Source organism: Embleya sp. AB8 (genome assembly GCF_049739465.1).
Lineage (GTDB): Bacteria > Actinomycetota > Actinomycetes > Streptomycetales > Streptomycetaceae > Embleya.
On record NZ_JBMHHY010000027.1, the window covers coordinates 74194 to 88659 of the forward strand.

Annotated in this window: 16 protein-coding genes; 12 read left to right on the forward strand and 4 right to left on the reverse strand. The window is 69.8% G+C overall.

Going from position 1 to position 14466, the window contains the following annotated elements; genetic code table 11:
* Positions 1-13 precede the first annotated feature (13 nt).
* Positions 14-937 (reverse strand): LysR family transcriptional regulator, encoded by a 924-nt coding sequence (locus tag ABIA38_RS34080; RefSeq protein WP_424642787.1) that lies wholly within the window; start codon positions 935-937, stop codon positions 14-16.
* A 178-nt stretch (positions 938-1115) separates the two neighbouring features.
* Here ABIA38_RS34080 and ABIA38_RS34085 point away from each other — a divergent pair, with 178 nt between their 5' ends.
* Entirely contained in the window at positions 1116-1835 is a 720-nt protein-coding gene (locus ABIA38_RS34085) for an SDR family oxidoreductase (protein WP_424642788.1), read from the forward strand.
* Positions 1836-1953: 118 nt separating this feature from the next.
* Here ABIA38_RS34085 and ABIA38_RS34090 read toward each other — a convergent pair whose 3' ends face one another.
* Positions 1954-2175: an MbtH family protein gene (locus ABIA38_RS34090; protein ID WP_424642789.1), complete on the reverse strand. Its 222-nt coding sequence runs from the start codon at positions 2173-2175 to the stop codon at positions 1954-1956.
* Between the two features lie 294 nt (positions 2176-2469).
* Positions 2470-3150, reverse strand: coding sequence for a hypothetical protein (locus ABIA38_RS34095; RefSeq protein ID WP_424642790.1), 681 nt, complete (start codon positions 3148-3150; stop codon positions 2470-2472).
* A gap of 67 nt (positions 3151-3217) precedes the next feature.
* Between ABIA38_RS34095 and ABIA38_RS34100 the strand changes: the two genes are divergently transcribed.
* Positions 3218-3706, forward strand: coding sequence for a CGNR zinc finger domain-containing protein (locus ABIA38_RS34100; protein WP_424642832.1), 489 nt, complete (start codon positions 3218-3220; stop codon positions 3704-3706).
* Positions 3707-3899: 193 nt separating this feature from the next.
* On the opposite strand, the gene ABIA38_RS34105 is transcribed toward ABIA38_RS34100, so the two are convergent.
* Entirely contained in the window at positions 3900-4517 is a 618-nt protein-coding gene (locus tag ABIA38_RS34105) for a TetR/AcrR family transcriptional regulator (protein ID WP_424642791.1), read from the reverse strand.
* Between the two features lie 71 nt (positions 4518-4588).
* Here ABIA38_RS34105 and ABIA38_RS34110 point away from each other — a divergent pair, with 71 nt between their 5' ends.
* From ABIA38_RS34110 to ABIA38_RS34155, 10 genes are all read left to right on the forward strand, one after another.
* Complete coding sequence (locus tag ABIA38_RS34110; protein WP_424642793.1) at positions 4589-5065, forward strand: DUF1453 domain-containing protein; 477 nt, start codon at positions 4589-4591, stop codon at positions 5063-5065.
* A gap of 115 nt (positions 5066-5180) precedes the next feature.
* Entirely contained in the window at positions 5181-6023 is an 843-nt protein-coding gene (gene prcB, locus ABIA38_RS34115) for a proteasome subunit beta (protein ID WP_424642794.1), read from the forward strand.
* Between the two features lie 129 nt (positions 6024-6152).
* Positions 6153-6662 carry a flavin reductase family protein gene (locus ABIA38_RS34120; RefSeq protein WP_424642795.1) on the forward strand — a complete coding sequence of 170 codons (510 nt, stop codon included), beginning with the start codon at positions 6153-6155 and terminating at the stop codon, positions 6660-6662.
* A 202-nt stretch (positions 6663-6864) separates the two neighbouring features.
* On the forward strand, positions 6865-7851 hold the full coding sequence (locus tag ABIA38_RS34125; RefSeq protein ID WP_424642796.1) for a LuxR C-terminal-related transcriptional regulator: 987 nt from the start codon (positions 6865-6867) through the stop codon (positions 7849-7851).
* A gap of 518 nt (positions 7852-8369) precedes the next feature.
* Positions 8370-9230 carry a 3-hydroxyacyl-CoA dehydrogenase family protein gene (locus tag ABIA38_RS34130; RefSeq protein WP_424642797.1) on the forward strand — a complete coding sequence of 287 codons (861 nt, stop codon included), beginning with the start codon at positions 8370-8372 and terminating at the stop codon, positions 9228-9230.
* A complete protein-coding gene (locus ABIA38_RS34135; protein ID WP_424642798.1) occupies positions 9230-9901 on the forward strand; it encodes an O-methyltransferase in 672 nt (223 codons plus the stop codon). Before ABIA38_RS34130 ends, ABIA38_RS34135 begins: the two co-directional genes overlap by 1 nt.
* A 13-nt stretch (positions 9902-9914) precedes the next feature.
* On the forward strand, positions 9915-10190 hold the full coding sequence (locus tag ABIA38_RS34140; protein ID WP_424642799.1) for an acyl carrier protein: 276 nt from the start codon (positions 9915-9917) through the stop codon (positions 10188-10190).
* Positions 10174-11283, forward strand: a complete 1110-nt coding sequence (locus ABIA38_RS34145; RefSeq protein ID WP_424642800.1) for an acyl-CoA dehydrogenase family protein — start codon at positions 10174-10176, stop codon at positions 11281-11283. The genes ABIA38_RS34140 and ABIA38_RS34145 overlap by 17 nt, the downstream gene beginning before the upstream one ends.
* A gap of 26 nt (positions 11284-11309) precedes the next feature.
* A complete protein-coding gene (locus ABIA38_RS34150; RefSeq protein ID WP_424642801.1) occupies positions 11310-12401 on the forward strand; it encodes an HAD-IIIC family phosphatase in 1092 nt (363 codons plus the stop codon).
* Between the two features lie 55 nt (positions 12402-12456).
* Complete coding sequence (locus ABIA38_RS34155; protein ID WP_424642802.1) at positions 12457-14445, forward strand: BTAD domain-containing putative transcriptional regulator; 1989 nt, start codon at positions 12457-12459, stop codon at positions 14443-14445.
* Positions 14446-14466: the final 21 nt, after the last annotated feature.

The window sequence follows — 14466 nt, forward strand, 5'->3', positions numbered from 1 at the left end:
GGGCGGCCTTCGCCTACCCGCGCCCGACCGGAAAGCGTGGTGCGATGGCCGGCAACAGCCAGGAGCCGGCCAGGTCCGCGGTGTGGGTCGTCGCGATGGTGACGAAGTCCCGGACGAGTTCGCTGTTTGCGGTGCCGTCCCAGGCGAGGCAGACCTGGTTCGGGGCCATGTCGTCGATGAGCACGTAGGCGACGTGCGGGCGGCAGTAGAAGGTGGCGGCGGACCGGGGGAGCAGGGCGATGCCCCGGCCTGCGGCCACGTGTTCGAGTTTTTCCTCGACGGTACGGACGGTCCAGGCGCGGCGGGACCGGCCGGCATGCGACTCGCCGGCGAGGTCGCGCCATTCGGGGAAGCCGTTCGGATCCTGGAGCAGGTGTTCGTCGGCGAGTTCGGCGATGCCGATGGTGTCCCGGCCGGCCAGGCGATGGCCGGCCGGGAGTACGACCACGTACGGCTCGGTCAGCAACGGCCTTACCTGAAGCCCGCGTTGATCGATCGGCAGACGAACGTAGCCGACGTCCACGCGGCCGTCGTGGATGGTGTCGACCTGGTCGTCCCAACTGGTGCGGACCACCTCCACGGTCAGTCCCGGACGGCGGTCGATCAGCGCCCGGGTGGCGGCGGTGACCACGAGGCCGGGCATGAATCCGATGGTGAGGGTATCCGCGCAGTGGGCCGCGCGGCCGACCCGGCGGCGCAGCGCGTCGGCGTTGGCCAGCAGCGGACGCGCGTCGGCGAGCAACTGCACTCCCGCCGCCGTGAGTTGGGTGCTGCGCTTGTCGCGGACGAACAGTTGCGCGTCGAGTTCGTCCTCGAGGGCTCTGATCTGCCGGGACAACACCGGCTGCGCGATGTGCAGCGCCTCCGCCGCGCGGCCGAAGTGCAGGTGTTCGGCGACCGCGACGAAGTACCGCACCTTGCGCAGGTCCACGTCCATCGCTACCTCCTCGGCGGGCTGATGTCGCGAGGGTATTACAGGCGTGGAAAAGGGTCTTGGACGCAGTATCCGCGCCGACCGCAGAGTAATCGACATCGGGTCACCGACCTCGGGTCACCGAGATCGGGTCACCGATACCGAGCCACCGACATCGATTCGGCACTGCGGAAGGCACATCATGAACCTGCACGGACAGCGCGTCGTCGTCCTGGGCGGAACCTCCGGCATCGGACTGGCGACTGCGATGCTGGCCGCGGAGCGTGGGGCCGAGGTCACCGTCGTGTCCGGCAACCCGGTCAGCGTGGACCGGGCCCTGGCGCAGCTGCCGGCCGGCTCGCGGGGGCAGGCCGTCGACCTCACGGACACCGCGGCGGTGCGGGCGCTGTTCGAGGGGCTCGGCCCGATCGACCACCTCGTGTTCACCGCGGGTGAGCCGCCGGCCCTGATGACCATGGACACCCTGGACCCGGACCGGGCCCGGAAGTTCTTCGAAGTTCGGTTCTTCGGCGCGCTGTTCGCCGTACAGGCCGCCGCGCCGCGGCTGCGCCCGGGCGGCTCGGTCACCCTCACCACCGGCATCGCGGGCGACCGTCCCGGACCGGGCTGGTCGGTCGCGGCGAGCATCTGCGGCGCGGTCTCGGCGCTGACCCGCGCGCTGGCGGTCGAACTCGCGCCCATCCGGGTCAACGCCGTCTCGCCCGGCATGGTCCGCTCCCCGCTGTGGGACTCGATGACCGAGACCGACCGCGAGCAGATGTACCAGGACACCGCCGCGGCCATCCCGCTCGGCCGCATCGGTGAGGTCGAGGACATCGCGCAGGCGTACCTGTCCTTCATCACCCAGCCGTTCGCCACCGGCTCGGTGCTCACCCTCGACGGCGGGACGGTACTGGCCTGACGGCCGGCTCGATCGACATGCCACAGCCCCGGGTCGGAGTGGTCCGGCCCGGGGCTGTGCCGTGTCGAGCCGGCAGACCGGAGCGGAAGATTCCGCTCCTACGCGACGGTGGCGGTGCTCAGGACCGGTCGGCCGCCATGGCATCGCGCAGGCTCTTGGGGCGTAGGTCGGTCCAGTTGCTTTCCACGTAGTCCAGGCACTCCTGGCGGCCGTCCTCGCCGAAGACGATCCGCCAGCCGGCGGGGACCTCGCTGAACGACGGCCACAGGGAGTGTTGTTCCTCGTCGTTGACCAGGACGTAGAACCGGCCATCGGTGTCGTCGAACGGGTTGCTGCTCACGGTCGCCTCCAATTCGAGCAATTCGAGCAAGTCACGATTCGCTTCCCCCGACATCATCGGCCGTGCGCCACGAGCGCCGGCCCAAAACGACCGAATGTCCGGTCGGACGGGACACCCCGCGGCTTCGGTGCGCGGTGAACGTGGCCAGGTCCCGGGAGATCACCCACAATACGTCCCACTCGCCTGTCGCCGTCCGTGCTCCATGGCCCGGCCGACCTCGGCACAAGGTCGGCCCCGGCGCCCAGGCCCCTCGCGACGTGCTGCGGCTGTGTCGGGGCCGGCGCGCTCAGCGGATCAGTGTTCGGACATCAGCCAGCCGATGTGCAGTTCTTCCGCGCCAGGGTGGAAGGTCCGCATGAGTTCGGCGCGTTCGGGGTCGTTGTCGGGGAGGTTCTCGGCGAGGAGGGCCTGTGCGGCGAGGGTTTGGGGTCGGGCGCCGAGTGCGGCGCGCAGGTGGAGTGAGCGGCGCAACATCGCGAGCCGCTCGGCGGGCTCTTTGTGCGGTGCGAGGTGCCGGATGATGTACGACTCGAAGTAGCCGTCGCCGGACCTGGTTGCGATCTCGAGAGCCCTCTCGTAGCGCGGGAGGGCGCCGGCCGAGTCCTCGTCGATGTTGTCCAGCAGGACGGCCCAGTGGTACTCGGCCCAACCGCGCTGCTTCTCGTCGCCGCCCTCCACCGCCGCGCGGTAGCCGGCCTCGGCCACGGCGCGGTCGTCGGCGCGGGGGTTGTGCCGGAACAGCAGGCGGCTGTAGGCCAGTCGCGCCGTGAGCAAGTGTGCGGTCGGCGATCCGGGATCGAGCGCCGCGACCGCCTGCTCGGCCTCGTCGTGGTCCTCGATCCGGAAGAACCAGCGGTCGACGGCGATTTCCGCGCGCAGCTCGGGATCGGCGTCCGGGCCCAGGACGGCGAGTGCGACGTCCCATTCCCCGAGCAGCCACAGGCTGCGGGCTATGTAGGTGTCATCAGATAGCATGGCGCCTACATTAAGAAGCGGCGATGTAGGTGGTCAAGTGCAATACGGTGACTACATTGGGAATGTGATGCGGTTGGCCGTCGAGCTGGCCAATACCGGCACGCTCGACCAACACGGCGAACTGGTCGCCGAGTTCCTCGCGGAGCACGAGGTCACTCCGCCGCCGGGCGGCGACTACGGCGAGCTGCCGGACCTGGTGCGCGCGGCCCTGGCGCAGTGGGTCGACGGCGCCGCCCCCGAGGCCGTGCACCGGCTGCTGCGCGATTACCCGCCGGATATGCACCTGTCCGACCACGACGGCCAGGGCGGCTGGCACGTCCACTTCGGCCGCAACGGCACCCCGGCCGAGCAGTGGGTCGGCCGGCTGATCGCCGCCCAACTCGCCCTGGTCGTGGCCGGGGATCGGGCAGTGACGCTGGGGCGGTGCGCCGCGGCCGGGTGCGGAAACTACTTCGTGGACCAGTCCCGGAACCGGACCCGCCGATTCTGCTCCAACGCATGCGCGAGCCGGACGACGGTCGCGGCTCATCGGGCCCGGGCGGCGAAAGACTCGTAGAGGAGCGGAGGAGCGGAAGACTCGTGGCAGCGTCCGTCGGGGAGTCGTCGCCCGCAGCCAATCGTGCGGCGCGGCCAAGGGCGGCGAGGGTCGGGTGGATGTCGTCGTGAATCTCCCGGCGAACGTGCAGCCGGCGGAACCGGTGCGCCGGCGACAGCGGTTCGTGGTCCCGTCGAAGGCCGCGGGCCGGAGGTCAGCTACCGGTTTTGAGGGCATCCAGGTGTCGCCGAAGTACCTGGCGGAGCAGTTGTGCCGGGTAGCGGTCCGGGAGCAGCGTCGCCTGGACGGCGAGTCCGTCGAGGAGTGCGGCCAGTCGGGTGCTCTCCAGGTCGATGTCCAGGTCGTCCGGCAGCCCGCCGGCGCTCCGGGCCTCGTGCAACACGCGTGCGATCAGGGTGTGCAGGTCGTTCTGCAACTCGGCTGCGCAGGGCCGCAGTTCGGGACGGGTGTACGCGGCGGCCGTGAAGACTAGCCATAGTCCGGTCTCCTGGCGGCGGGCCTCGTCCAGGGGGAGGAACTCGGCCAGGAGCTCTTCCGTCGCGGCCGGGCGGTCGAGGTGGGCATCGGGAGTCAGGAGCCGGTCGGCGTGGGCGCGGATGCGGTCGCCGATGCGCCGGCTCAGCTCCCGCATCGTGAAGGTCATCAACTCGTCGTGGTCGGCGAAGTAGTGCCGGATCGAGCCGACGGCGAGTCCGGCCTCGTCGGCGACGTTGCGCAGCGACGCCTGTTCGAACCCCTGCCGGGCGACGACGGACAGGACGGCTCGGGCCACTGCCCTGCGGCGGGTGACGGGATCCACGATCTTTGGCACGTTGCTGTTATAGCACGGTCGGGCTAAAATCTTTGTAGCTCAGTCGTGCCATAAAGATCGGTGGTATTCGCGTGAACCCCTGGCTGCTCGCCGCACTCATCGCGGTGGTCGTGATCGCGGCCGTGATCAAACGCATGATCGGTGAGCCGGTCAACGCGAGGGACCTCTTCGCGGCCCCGGTGATCCTCATCGGGTTCGGGATCATGTCCCTGGTCAAGACGACGGACCTGACCGGCGCCGACCTCACCTGGCTGATCGCGGGCGCGGTGCTCGGGGTGGCACTCGGCGCACTGCGCGGCTCCACCGTGCGACTCGTCGACAGGCGGGGCTTCCTGTGGCAGCGATACACCGGCCGCACCTTCCTCGCTGTGCTCGGTTCCCTGGCGGTCATGGCCGGCTTCGGTGTCCTGGCGGTGAAGATGGGCATGCACGAGTACGCACGCCCCCTCCAGCTCTCCATCGGCGTGAACTTCCTCGGTGAGTCCCTCGTGGTGGGTCTCCGCGGCATGGCCTCGGGCATCCCCTTCGCCCCGGCGCGCGCTCGCTGACTCCCTAGGCCCGCCCGCGCGCCCGCCTGCCCGCGCGCCCGCGCTCAACCTCGTTTCCGCTGCGCACACACCTGGTAGTACTTGGTGGTACTCGGTGACCCGCGTGAGGAGAGACATGACCTGGAACGAGGCCGGCGGTCGGTTGGGGGCGGAGTTCTTCGCCCCGGGGAGTTCTTCGTTCATCGAGTTCGTGGCGGCGCACCGCCCGCAGATGTTGCCGACGAGCGCGCCGCTGCCGGCGGCGGCCGATCGATTCCCGCACGGCACCACGGTGTTGGCCCTGACCTACCGGGACGGGGTGATGATCGCCGGCGACCGCAGGGCCACGATGGGGAATCTGATCGCGCAACGCGACCTGGAGAAGGTGCACCCGACCGACGACTACACGGCACTCGCGTTCGCCGGCACGGTCGGGGTCGCGCTGGACATGATCCGGCTCTACCAGGTCGAGTTGACGCACTTCGAAAAGATCGAGGGCGCGCCGATGACCCTCGACGCGAAGGCGAACCGGTTGGCGACGATGATTCGGCAAAACCTCGGCCAGGCGATGCAGGGCCTGGTGGTGGTGCCGCTGCTGGTGGGCTACGACGTCACCGCGCCCGCCGGGCGCCGGGGGCGGATCTTCAGCTACGACGTCACGGGTGGCCCGTACGAGAAGGCCGACTTCCATGCGGAGGGCTCCGGTTCGCCCTACGCCCGCGGTTCGCTGAAGAAGTTGTTCCGTGCCGACCTGTCCCGCCGCGAGGCCGCGCTGGCCGCGCTCCAGGCGCTGTACGACGCCGCCGACGACGACTCCGCCACCGGCGGCCCCGACCTCACCCGCGGCATCTACCCGATCGTCTCGGTGCTCACCGAGGAGGGCTTCGAACGCCTCTCCGACGCCGAAACCGAAGCCCTGGCCCGGGAGATGGTCGCGCAACGAGCCACCCGCCCCGACGGCCCGCAGGCCCGCGCGTGAGCCGCGGGCTCGGCCGGCCGGCGACTGGGCCGGCGGGCCAAATCCGACCGGAGGTCTTGGTGGCCGGTGCCAATGCGCGGCGCGGGACGCCGATTAGGCTTCGGGGAGTGGCCGATTGAGGAGGCGGTTGTGGTTGCCCCGTTCGACGCGACGGAATTCCGGCGCACCCTCGGATGCCTGCCGACCGGGGTAACGGTGATCACCACCAACATGCCGGGCGGCGAACCCGCGGGCATGGCGTGCAATTCCTTCATGTCGGTCTCGTTGGATCCCCCATTGATCATGCTCTGTGTCGGGCACGCGTCGTCGACACTGATCGAGCTGCGGCAGAGCGGCGCATTCTGCGTCAACATCTTGGGCAGCGACCAGGGGCGGTTGTGCCGGCAGTTCTCGGTCAAGGACATCGACCGGTTCGCCGGTGTCTCGTGGACCGAGTCGGCGGCCGGCCCGGAACTGTGCGACGCGCTCGCCTGGATGTCGTGCTCGATCGAGACCGAGCAGGTCGCCGGGGATCACGTCATCATCGTCGCCGCGGTGACCGCACTGCGGGTGAACCGGGACGAGCCCGCGCCGCTGGTGTTCCACCGCGGCAGGTTCGGATCGTTCCGGGAGGCCACCGCAGAACCGCTCGCCCGCTAGGGCCGCGCCCGGCAACGCTAACCCCGGCACGGCGCCCGGCCCGGCACCAGGCGCCTCGATTCGCGTATATCGCTCGCCATGGCAGGAAATTGGGCATTGCCGACGAATTCTATCAATTGGCATATTGGTGGCAACCTCGAACAGCGCTCGGGTACCCTCCGGGAAGTAAGCGGAAGGAACGCTCGGTTCGCTAGGGGTGCCCTTGTTTCCCAAGCCGGTTGCCGGAATTTTCGAAGTCTATGAATGGAGTTTAGGCAGGGACGGCTTCGCCGTCGAGGACCTCGCACACGAGTTCGGCTGCAAGATTCCCGACGAGACCGACACGATCGTTGCCAAACTCCTGGAACTCCAGCTCATTCAGCCGTCCCGTCACCGGGACACCTGGTTCGTCCCGGCCGACCCGGCAGTTGCCTCCTCGCGACTGTTGACCCGGAACGAACGGGAGTTGCTGGAGCGGATATTGGCCACGGATCATCTCCGAAACGACCTGTCCCGGCTTTCGCTGCTCTTTCGGTCGAGCAGATTCGGGGCACCGGAGAACAATTCGTTCGACCTCGAGACGGTGCCCGAACGGGCCGCATTGCAGCTTTGCGATGCGGCCGCGAACAGTTCCCGCGAGGTTGTCTGTATGCAGCCCGGGAGCGGCTGGCCGGCCGAGGAATTGATCGAGGCCGAGACCCGCTGTCGCCAGGTGCTCGGTCGCGGCGTGCGCATGCGCGTCCTGTATCAACATGCCGCCCGATTCGACACCCCGATCCGCGAACATGCGGCACGGCTGGTCGAATCCGGTGCCGAGGTCCGGACCGCCGGAGCGCTTTCCGGCGAGATGTTCATCATCGATCGCACGGCCGCGTACATCCTGGCGAACGGCGCGGACGGGGGCGCCGTGGTCGTCCGCGAGCGCCTGCTCATCGACTTTCTGTATTCCTGTTTCGAACACGCCTGGGCCACCGCGAAGGAATTCGACACCCGGCGCACCGAAACCGACGTGGTCAGCAACGACATGAAGATCGAGATCGTCCGGATGTTGATCGCCGGAGCCAAGGACGAGGCCATTGCCCGCCGGCTCGGCGTGTCCGTGCGCACCTGCCGCAAACACATCGGCCAGGTCATGGCAATGTTCGGCGCGACCAGCCGGTTCCAGTTCGGCTACCTGGTCAAAGAGGCGAACGTGGAGGACGACGTCTAGTCGACCGACGCCTTCCTTAGCCCGGCGATTCGCTCTCCCGGCCCGGCGATTCGCTCTCCCCGGCCCGGCGACTCGCCTTCCCCGGCCCGGCGATTCGCCCTCCCGGCCCGGTGGCTCACCCGTCCCGGCCCCCTCGGGCATCGCTCGAGAGCGGGACGGGTGAGCTTCATCAAGTGGAAGTGCAGCTTGCTGAACGGGTCGCGGGGTGGAATCGGGGGTTCTTCCGGCACAGACTTGATTGGCTGTTGTCGCGGCGCAAGTTTTTGCGCACAGGCAACCCGCCGGAAACGTGTTCGGGTTATCGTCCTGGGAAACGGAAAACGGGTGTCGTCGAAGTCGTCGTAACAGACGGCCTGGCAGTCCGCGTCGCGCCGGATGCGATGCGGTCGACCCGACGATCCATTTTTCATGTCCGCGTGCGTCGAGCGCGCTCTTCTAGCGCGCTCTTCTTGAATTCCGAACGTGAAGCCGAGGTGGATTATGAGCGGGTCGGTCGTTCATGAAATCGGGCGGGGCCGATGACCGGAAACGGGGTCGCGCCGCAGCTGGCGGTATTCGGCGCGGGAGTCATGGGCATCGGTATCACCACCCTGGCCGTCGGCCGAGGAGTGCCGGTCACCCTCGTGGACGTGGACTCGGCGCGGCTGGACGAGGCCCGCGCGCGGGTCCGCAACGAGCTTCGGCTGGCGCACATGATGGGCGCCCTCCCGCGCACCGGGCCGATCGGCGAATTACGGCTCGCCGCATCCGCGTCGGCGGCGGCGGACGCGACCTGGGTGATCGAGGCGATCACCGAGGTGGCCGAACTCAAGGCCAAGGTGCACGGGGACATCGCCGGCGCGGTCGCGCCGGGGACGTTGCGCATCACCAACACCTCCTCCATTCCGGTCGACGAACTCGCCGACCGGGTCCCTGCCCCCGAGGACCTGGTCGGCGTGCACTTCATGAATCCGCCCTACCTGATCCGCACCCTCGAGGTGATTCGCGGTCCGCGCACCGGGGACCCGGCGATGTCCGCCGTGGACGCGCTCCTGGCCACCCTGGACCGCAAGGGGATCGTGGTCGGTGACGGCCCCGGCTTCGTCACCAGCCGCGTGCTGCACCGGATGATCAACGACGCGGCGAACGTGGTCGAGGAGGGCCGGGCCACCGTCGAGGACGTCGACGCGCTGATGGAGGGCTGCCTCGGGCACCCCACGGGTCCGCTGCGCACCGCCGACCTGATCGGCATCGACAACCTCGTCGACTCCCTGTGGGTGCTGCACGAGCGCACCGGGGACGAGGGATGCCGGCCCAGCGAACTGCTCCTGCGCAAGGTCGCCGAGGGCAACCACGGCCGCAAGACCGGGCGCGGCTTCTACGAATACGGCGCGCGCTGATGGCCGGCCAGGTGGAAGTCAGCGAGCGCCTGCTCGACTACGTACGCTCGGTGTCCCTGCGCGACGACGAGATCCTGCGCGACCTGGTCGCCGAGACCGCGTTCATGCCCGCGCTCAACGCCATGGTGACCATGCCCGAGGAAGGGCAACTGCTCGCCATGCTGGTCGGGTTGACCGGCGCGCACCGAGTCCTGGAGATCGGCACGTTCACCGGCTACGGCACGCTGTGCATGGCCCGCGCGCTGCCGCCCGAAGGGCGGATCGTCACCTGCGACATCAACGAGCGCTGGACCAGGGTCGCCCGCCGGTACTGGGAGCGCGCCGAGGTGTCCGACCGGATCGAACTGCGCCTGGGCGACGGCTCGGCGACGATGACCGACCTGCTCGCCGAGCTCGGCCCGGAGACCTTCGACCTGGTCTTCATCGACGCCGACAAGACCGGCTACGCGCGCTACTACGAACAGGCGCTGACCCACGTGCGGCCCGGCGGCCTGATCGTGCTCGACAACACGCTCTACTTCGGGCGGGTCGCCGACCCGGAGGCGGACGATCCCGACACCAAGGCCATCCGGGAACTCAACGCCTCGCTCCTGGTGGACGACAGGGTCGAGCTGTCCCTGCTCGTGATGGCCGACGGAATCACCCTGGCGCGCAAGAACAAGCGGCAATGAGAAGGGACTTCCCATGACGGACGCGACAACAGAGCTGCCGGTCGCCGGCATCGAGCAGCGACTCGGCGAGTTTCTCGAGGCCAAGACCAAGACCACCTGGGACCCGGAGGTGGACCTGTTCGCCTCGGGCGCGGTCTCCTCGCTCTTCGCGATGGAACTGGTGGTGTTCGTGGAGAGCACCTTCGACGTCGCCGTGGAGGGCCCCGACCTGGCGATGGACAACTTCCGCACGGTGCGCAGGATGAGCTCGCTGGTGACCCGGCTACGCGGCGGTGGTGACGGTGCTTGACACGCTGACCGCGGCGGTGACCGAGGCGGTCGCCGACGCCGCGAGCGGGTGGGACGTGGCCGGGGAGATCCCGATCGACGTGCTGCGTGGACTGGGCGCCAAGGGTGTGTTGTGCGCCGAGGCCAAGGCGGAGTTCGGCGGTCTCGCCCTGTCCGGCACCGACAACGGGCAACTCACCGCGCACACCGGCGCGTTGTGCAGCTCGCTGCGCAGCGTGATGACCTCGCAGGGGATGGCCGCGTGGACCGTCCAGCGCTTCGGCGACCGGGCCCAACGACGCGAGTACATCGGCCGACTCACCGGCGGCGAGCTGGCCGCGGTCGCGTTCAGCGAACCGGGCGCGGGCAGCGATCTGGCCGCGATGACCACCGAGATCCGCCGCGACGGCGAAGAGATCGTCGTGCACGGCACCAAGACGTGGATCACCGTCGCCGGCTACGCCGACTGGATCCTGGTCTTCGGCCGCCATGCGGGCGGCGGCGCGGTCGCCGTGGTGCCGGCCTCGGCACCCGGTGTCCGGGTGACCCGGGTGGCCGACCCGCTGGGCTGCCGCGCGGCCGGACACGCCACCGTGGAACTGGACCAGGTGCGGTTGCCCGAGGAGAACCTGCTCGTGGTGGCCGGCCAGCCGGTGCTCATGCTGACCACCATCGCGCTGACCTACGGCCGGTTGTCGGTGGCCTGGGGCTGCGTCGGCATCCTGCGGGCCTGCCTGACCGCCGTCGCCCGGCATGCCGGCAACCGTGAGCAGTTCGGCCAACCCCTGATCCGACACCAGCTCGTGGCCCGGCACCTGGCCGAGCTCTACGCCGCGGAACGCACCGCGACGTTCGCCTGCGAGCAGGCCGGCCGCGCCTGGGACCAGGGTTCGCCCGAGCAGGTACCGGCGTCCGTGCTGGCCAAGCACGTCGCGGCCGGGAACGCCGCGCGCGGCGCGGCGGCGGCGCTGCAGGTCCTCGCCTCGGCCGGAGCCGGCGGCGGGCATGTGGTGGAACGGGCGTACCGCGACGCGAAGTTGATGGAAATCATCGAGGGCAGCAACGAGATCTGTCAGCTGATCCTCGCCGAGCACGCGGCCTCGACGGCCGGTTGAACGCTCGCACGAAACGGGGAGCGAACATGTCCGAAGCACAACCGGTCGTGAAGTGCCTGATCTGGGATCTCGACAACACGCTGTGGCACGGCACGCTGGTCGAGGACGGCCACGTCGAGGTCGACGACGTGATCCGCAAGGTGATCGTCGAACTCGACGCGCGCGGGGTGTTGCAGGCGGTGTCCAGCCGCAATGACCACGACGAGGCCTGGGTGCGGCTCGAAGAACTGGGCCTGGCCGAGTACTTCGTACTGCCGCAGATCAACTGGGGGCCGAAGTCGGAGTCGGTGCGCCGGATCGCCGAGCGATTGAACTTCGCCTTGACGACGATCGCCTTCATCGACGACCTGCCCACCGAACGCGCCGAGGTCGCCTACCACCTGCCGGACGTGCGCTGCTACCCGGCCGAGCAGGCCGGCGCGCTGCTCGGCCTGCCCGAGTTCAGCCCGCCCGTGGTCACCGTCGACGCGCGCCGGCGCCGGCAGATGTACCGCGCCGGATTCGAACGGGACCAGGAGCGCGAGCAATACCAGGGCGCCGACGAGGAGTTCCTGCGCTCGCTCGACCTGGAGATGCGGATCGGCAGGGCCCGGGACGAGGAGATCACCCGGGTCGAAGAACTGACGCTGCGCACCAGCCAGATGAACGCGACCGGCGTGCACTACTCGGACGCCGCGCTGCGCGCGCTCCTCGACGACGAGCGGCACGACGTGCTCGTGGTCTCGATGAGCGACCGCTTCGGGCCGCACGGCGCGGTCGGGGTGATGCTGATCGAGAAGACCCCGCAGGTCTGGCGCATCAAGCTGCTCGCCACCTCGTGTCGGGTCGTCTCGTTCGGCGCGGGCGCGGTACTGCTGCGCTGGCTCACCGACGCCGCCGCCCGCGCCGGCGCCCACCTGGTGGCCGACTTCCGGCGCACCGAACGCAACCGGATGATGGAAGTGGCCTACCGCTTCGCCGGATTCACCACCACCGACTGCGCCTGTCTCGCCTCGTTCGCGCCGCCCGAGGGAACCGAGTGCCTGCACCTGGAGCCGGTCCGGCAGGACCCGCCGACCACCATGCGGGTGATCGCTCCCGATCCGCACGTCCGCGCCCGCGAGGTGGAGTGGCGGTAGGCCCGGGATTCATCGCACGGTTGACACTGACCACGAACGATCCACGGGGGATCTCTTGCAGTTCTTGGTTCTGGGCCCGTTGAAGCTGATGGACGACGAGAAGCCGATCGCTCTGGGCGGCGACCGGCGGCGGGCCACGCTCGGCCTGCTGCTGCTCAACGCCAACCGGGAAGTGGCGACCAGCAAACTCCTCGAAGGACTGTGGGACACCGAGGAGACACCGCCGACCGCACGCAAGATCCTGCAGAACGCGGTGCGCGGCCTGCGGGTGATGTTCGCCGAGCACGCACACGGCGACACCCGTGCGCCCGCCCTGCTGACCTGTACGCACGGATACCAGTTACGCGTCGACCCGGAACAGGTCGACATGTACCGCTTCCACCGCCTGGCCCAGGCCGGCCGCGCCGAACTCGCGGCCGGCCGGCCCGAGATCGCGGCGGCCACGCTGCGTGAGGTGCTCGCGTTGTGGCGCGGGCAGGCACTGGCCGACCTGGTGGAGACCGGGCACTCGTGGGCCGAGCTGACCGCGCTGCAACACGCCCGGCTGGACGTGATGGAGGACTACTACGAGGCCGAGTTGGCCAACGGGCGACACCAGGCGGTGCTCGGCGAGCTGGAGGCGATGGTCGAGGCCGAGCCGCTGCGCGAGCGGGCCTGCCACCAGCTGATGCTCGCGATGTATCGCAGCGGCCGCCAGGCCGACGCGCTCGCGGTCTACCGCAAGGCGCGGCTGCGCCTTGCCGAGCAGTTCGGCCTGGAACCCGGCCGCGAGCTACGGCTGTTGCAACACTCGATTCTCGTCCACGACCCGGCCATCGCGGCCCCCACCCGGCCGACGCCGGCGGTGGTGCTCGCCCGCCCGGCGCGGGCGCCGCGCGAACAACCGTTTCTCCGGCCGGACCGGTCGATCCCGCCACAACCGGCGGTCGGCGCACCGGGCACGGTCAGCGCGGTGCTGATCCGCGCCGACTTCGGGGCCGACACCCGGGTCACCGACGTCGGCGAGGCCCTGGAGCGCACCGCGACCACCGTGCGCGAGGAGGTGGAGCGGCTCGGCGGCGTGGTCGCCGGCTCGACCGGCTCGGTCACCCTCGCCCTGTTCCGCCCCGCCGGCCGCTCGGCGGAGATCACCGACCTGGCCGCCGAGCGGGCGATCCGCGCCGCGATCGCGCTGCGCCGGCGGATCTGCTTCGACGTACCCGACGGCGAACGGCCCGCACTGCGGGTCGCGGTGTCCACGGGCGGGATCCCGATCCGTCCCGGCGAGAAGTACCTGGAACCGCTGCCGGTCAACGGCGCGCTCCTGGTCGACTGCGAGTCCCTGCTGCAGGTCGCCGAGGACACCGAGATCGTCGCGTGCGAGCGCACCAGGCGACTGACCGGCTCGGCGATCCGCTACGGCCGCGAGGGCGGCCTGCGACCGCGCTGGACGGTCGAGGGCCGCTGCCACGACCGCTCGAACAAAACCGAGACCTTCGACCGCGAACCCGAACTCAACGTATTGAGCAGCCTGTTGGAGCGGGTCCGGCGGCGCGCCCGGCCGCACCTGGTGCTGGTCCTGGGCACCCCGGGAATCGGCAAGACGCCGCTGCTGGCCGCATTCGAACGGCGCGTGGCGAACGCGGCGACCGTACGACTGGACCCCGGCGGGCCGGCGATCACCCCGAACGTGGCCAAACTCGCCGAACACCGCCCGCTCGTCCTGTTCGTCGACGACCTGCACCTGGCCGACAACGCCGTACTGGAACTGGTCGAGGACCTGCTCGACCTGCCCGAACCGATGCCGCTCCTGGTCGTCGCCGCGGCCCGCCCCGAGCTGTTCCGCCGCCGCCCGGGGTGGGGCGACGGACAACGGCACGCCAGCCGGATGACCCTCGAACCGCTGACGTCCGATCCCGTCGTGGACGCCCCCGAGGGACGCGAACTGCCCAGGCCCCGACACGCACCCGGGCGAACCCGGACCCGTCCCTTGGTCCGGGGAACCAGATTCGCCGCCCGATCTGGGGTCCTCGAACCCGGCTGCCCACCGCCCCTGCAGGGTTGACTGGCCGAGTTGACTACTCGG

Excerpts from the sequence above, each read along its gene's own strand:
- ABIA38_RS34150 (WP_424642801.1), top strand. The coding sequence starts at position 11,310 with ATGTCCGAAGCACAACCGGTCGTGAAGTGCCTGATCTGGGATCTCGAC.
- ABIA38_RS34135 (WP_424642798.1), top strand. The coding sequence starts at position 9,230 with ATGGCCGGCCAGGTGGAAGTCAGCGAGCGCCTGCTCGACTACGTACGC.
- ABIA38_RS34130 (WP_424642797.1), top strand. The coding sequence starts at position 8,370 with ATGACCGGAAACGGGGTCGCGCCGCAGCTGGCGGTATTCGGCGCGGGA.
- ABIA38_RS34140 (WP_424642799.1), top strand. The coding sequence starts at position 9,915 with ATGACGGACGCGACAACAGAGCTGCCGGTCGCCGGCATCGAGCAGCGA.
- ABIA38_RS34100 (WP_424642832.1), top strand. The coding sequence starts at position 3,218 with ATGCGGTTGGCCGTCGAGCTGGCCAATACCGGCACGCTCGACCAACAC.
- ABIA38_RS34080 (WP_424642787.1), bottom strand. The coding sequence starts at position 937 with ATGGACGTGGACCTGCGCAAGGTGCGGTACTTCGTCGCGGTCGCCGAA.
- ABIA38_RS34085 (WP_424642788.1), top strand. The coding sequence starts at position 1,116 with ATGAACCTGCACGGACAGCGCGTCGTCGTCCTGGGCGGAACCTCCGGC.
- prcB (WP_424642794.1), top strand. The coding sequence starts at position 5,181 with ATGACCTGGAACGAGGCCGGCGGTCGGTTGGGGGCGGAGTTCTTCGCC.
- ABIA38_RS34095 (WP_424642790.1), bottom strand. The coding sequence starts at position 3,150 with ATGCTATCTGATGACACCTACATAGCCCGCAGCCTGTGGCTGCTCGGG.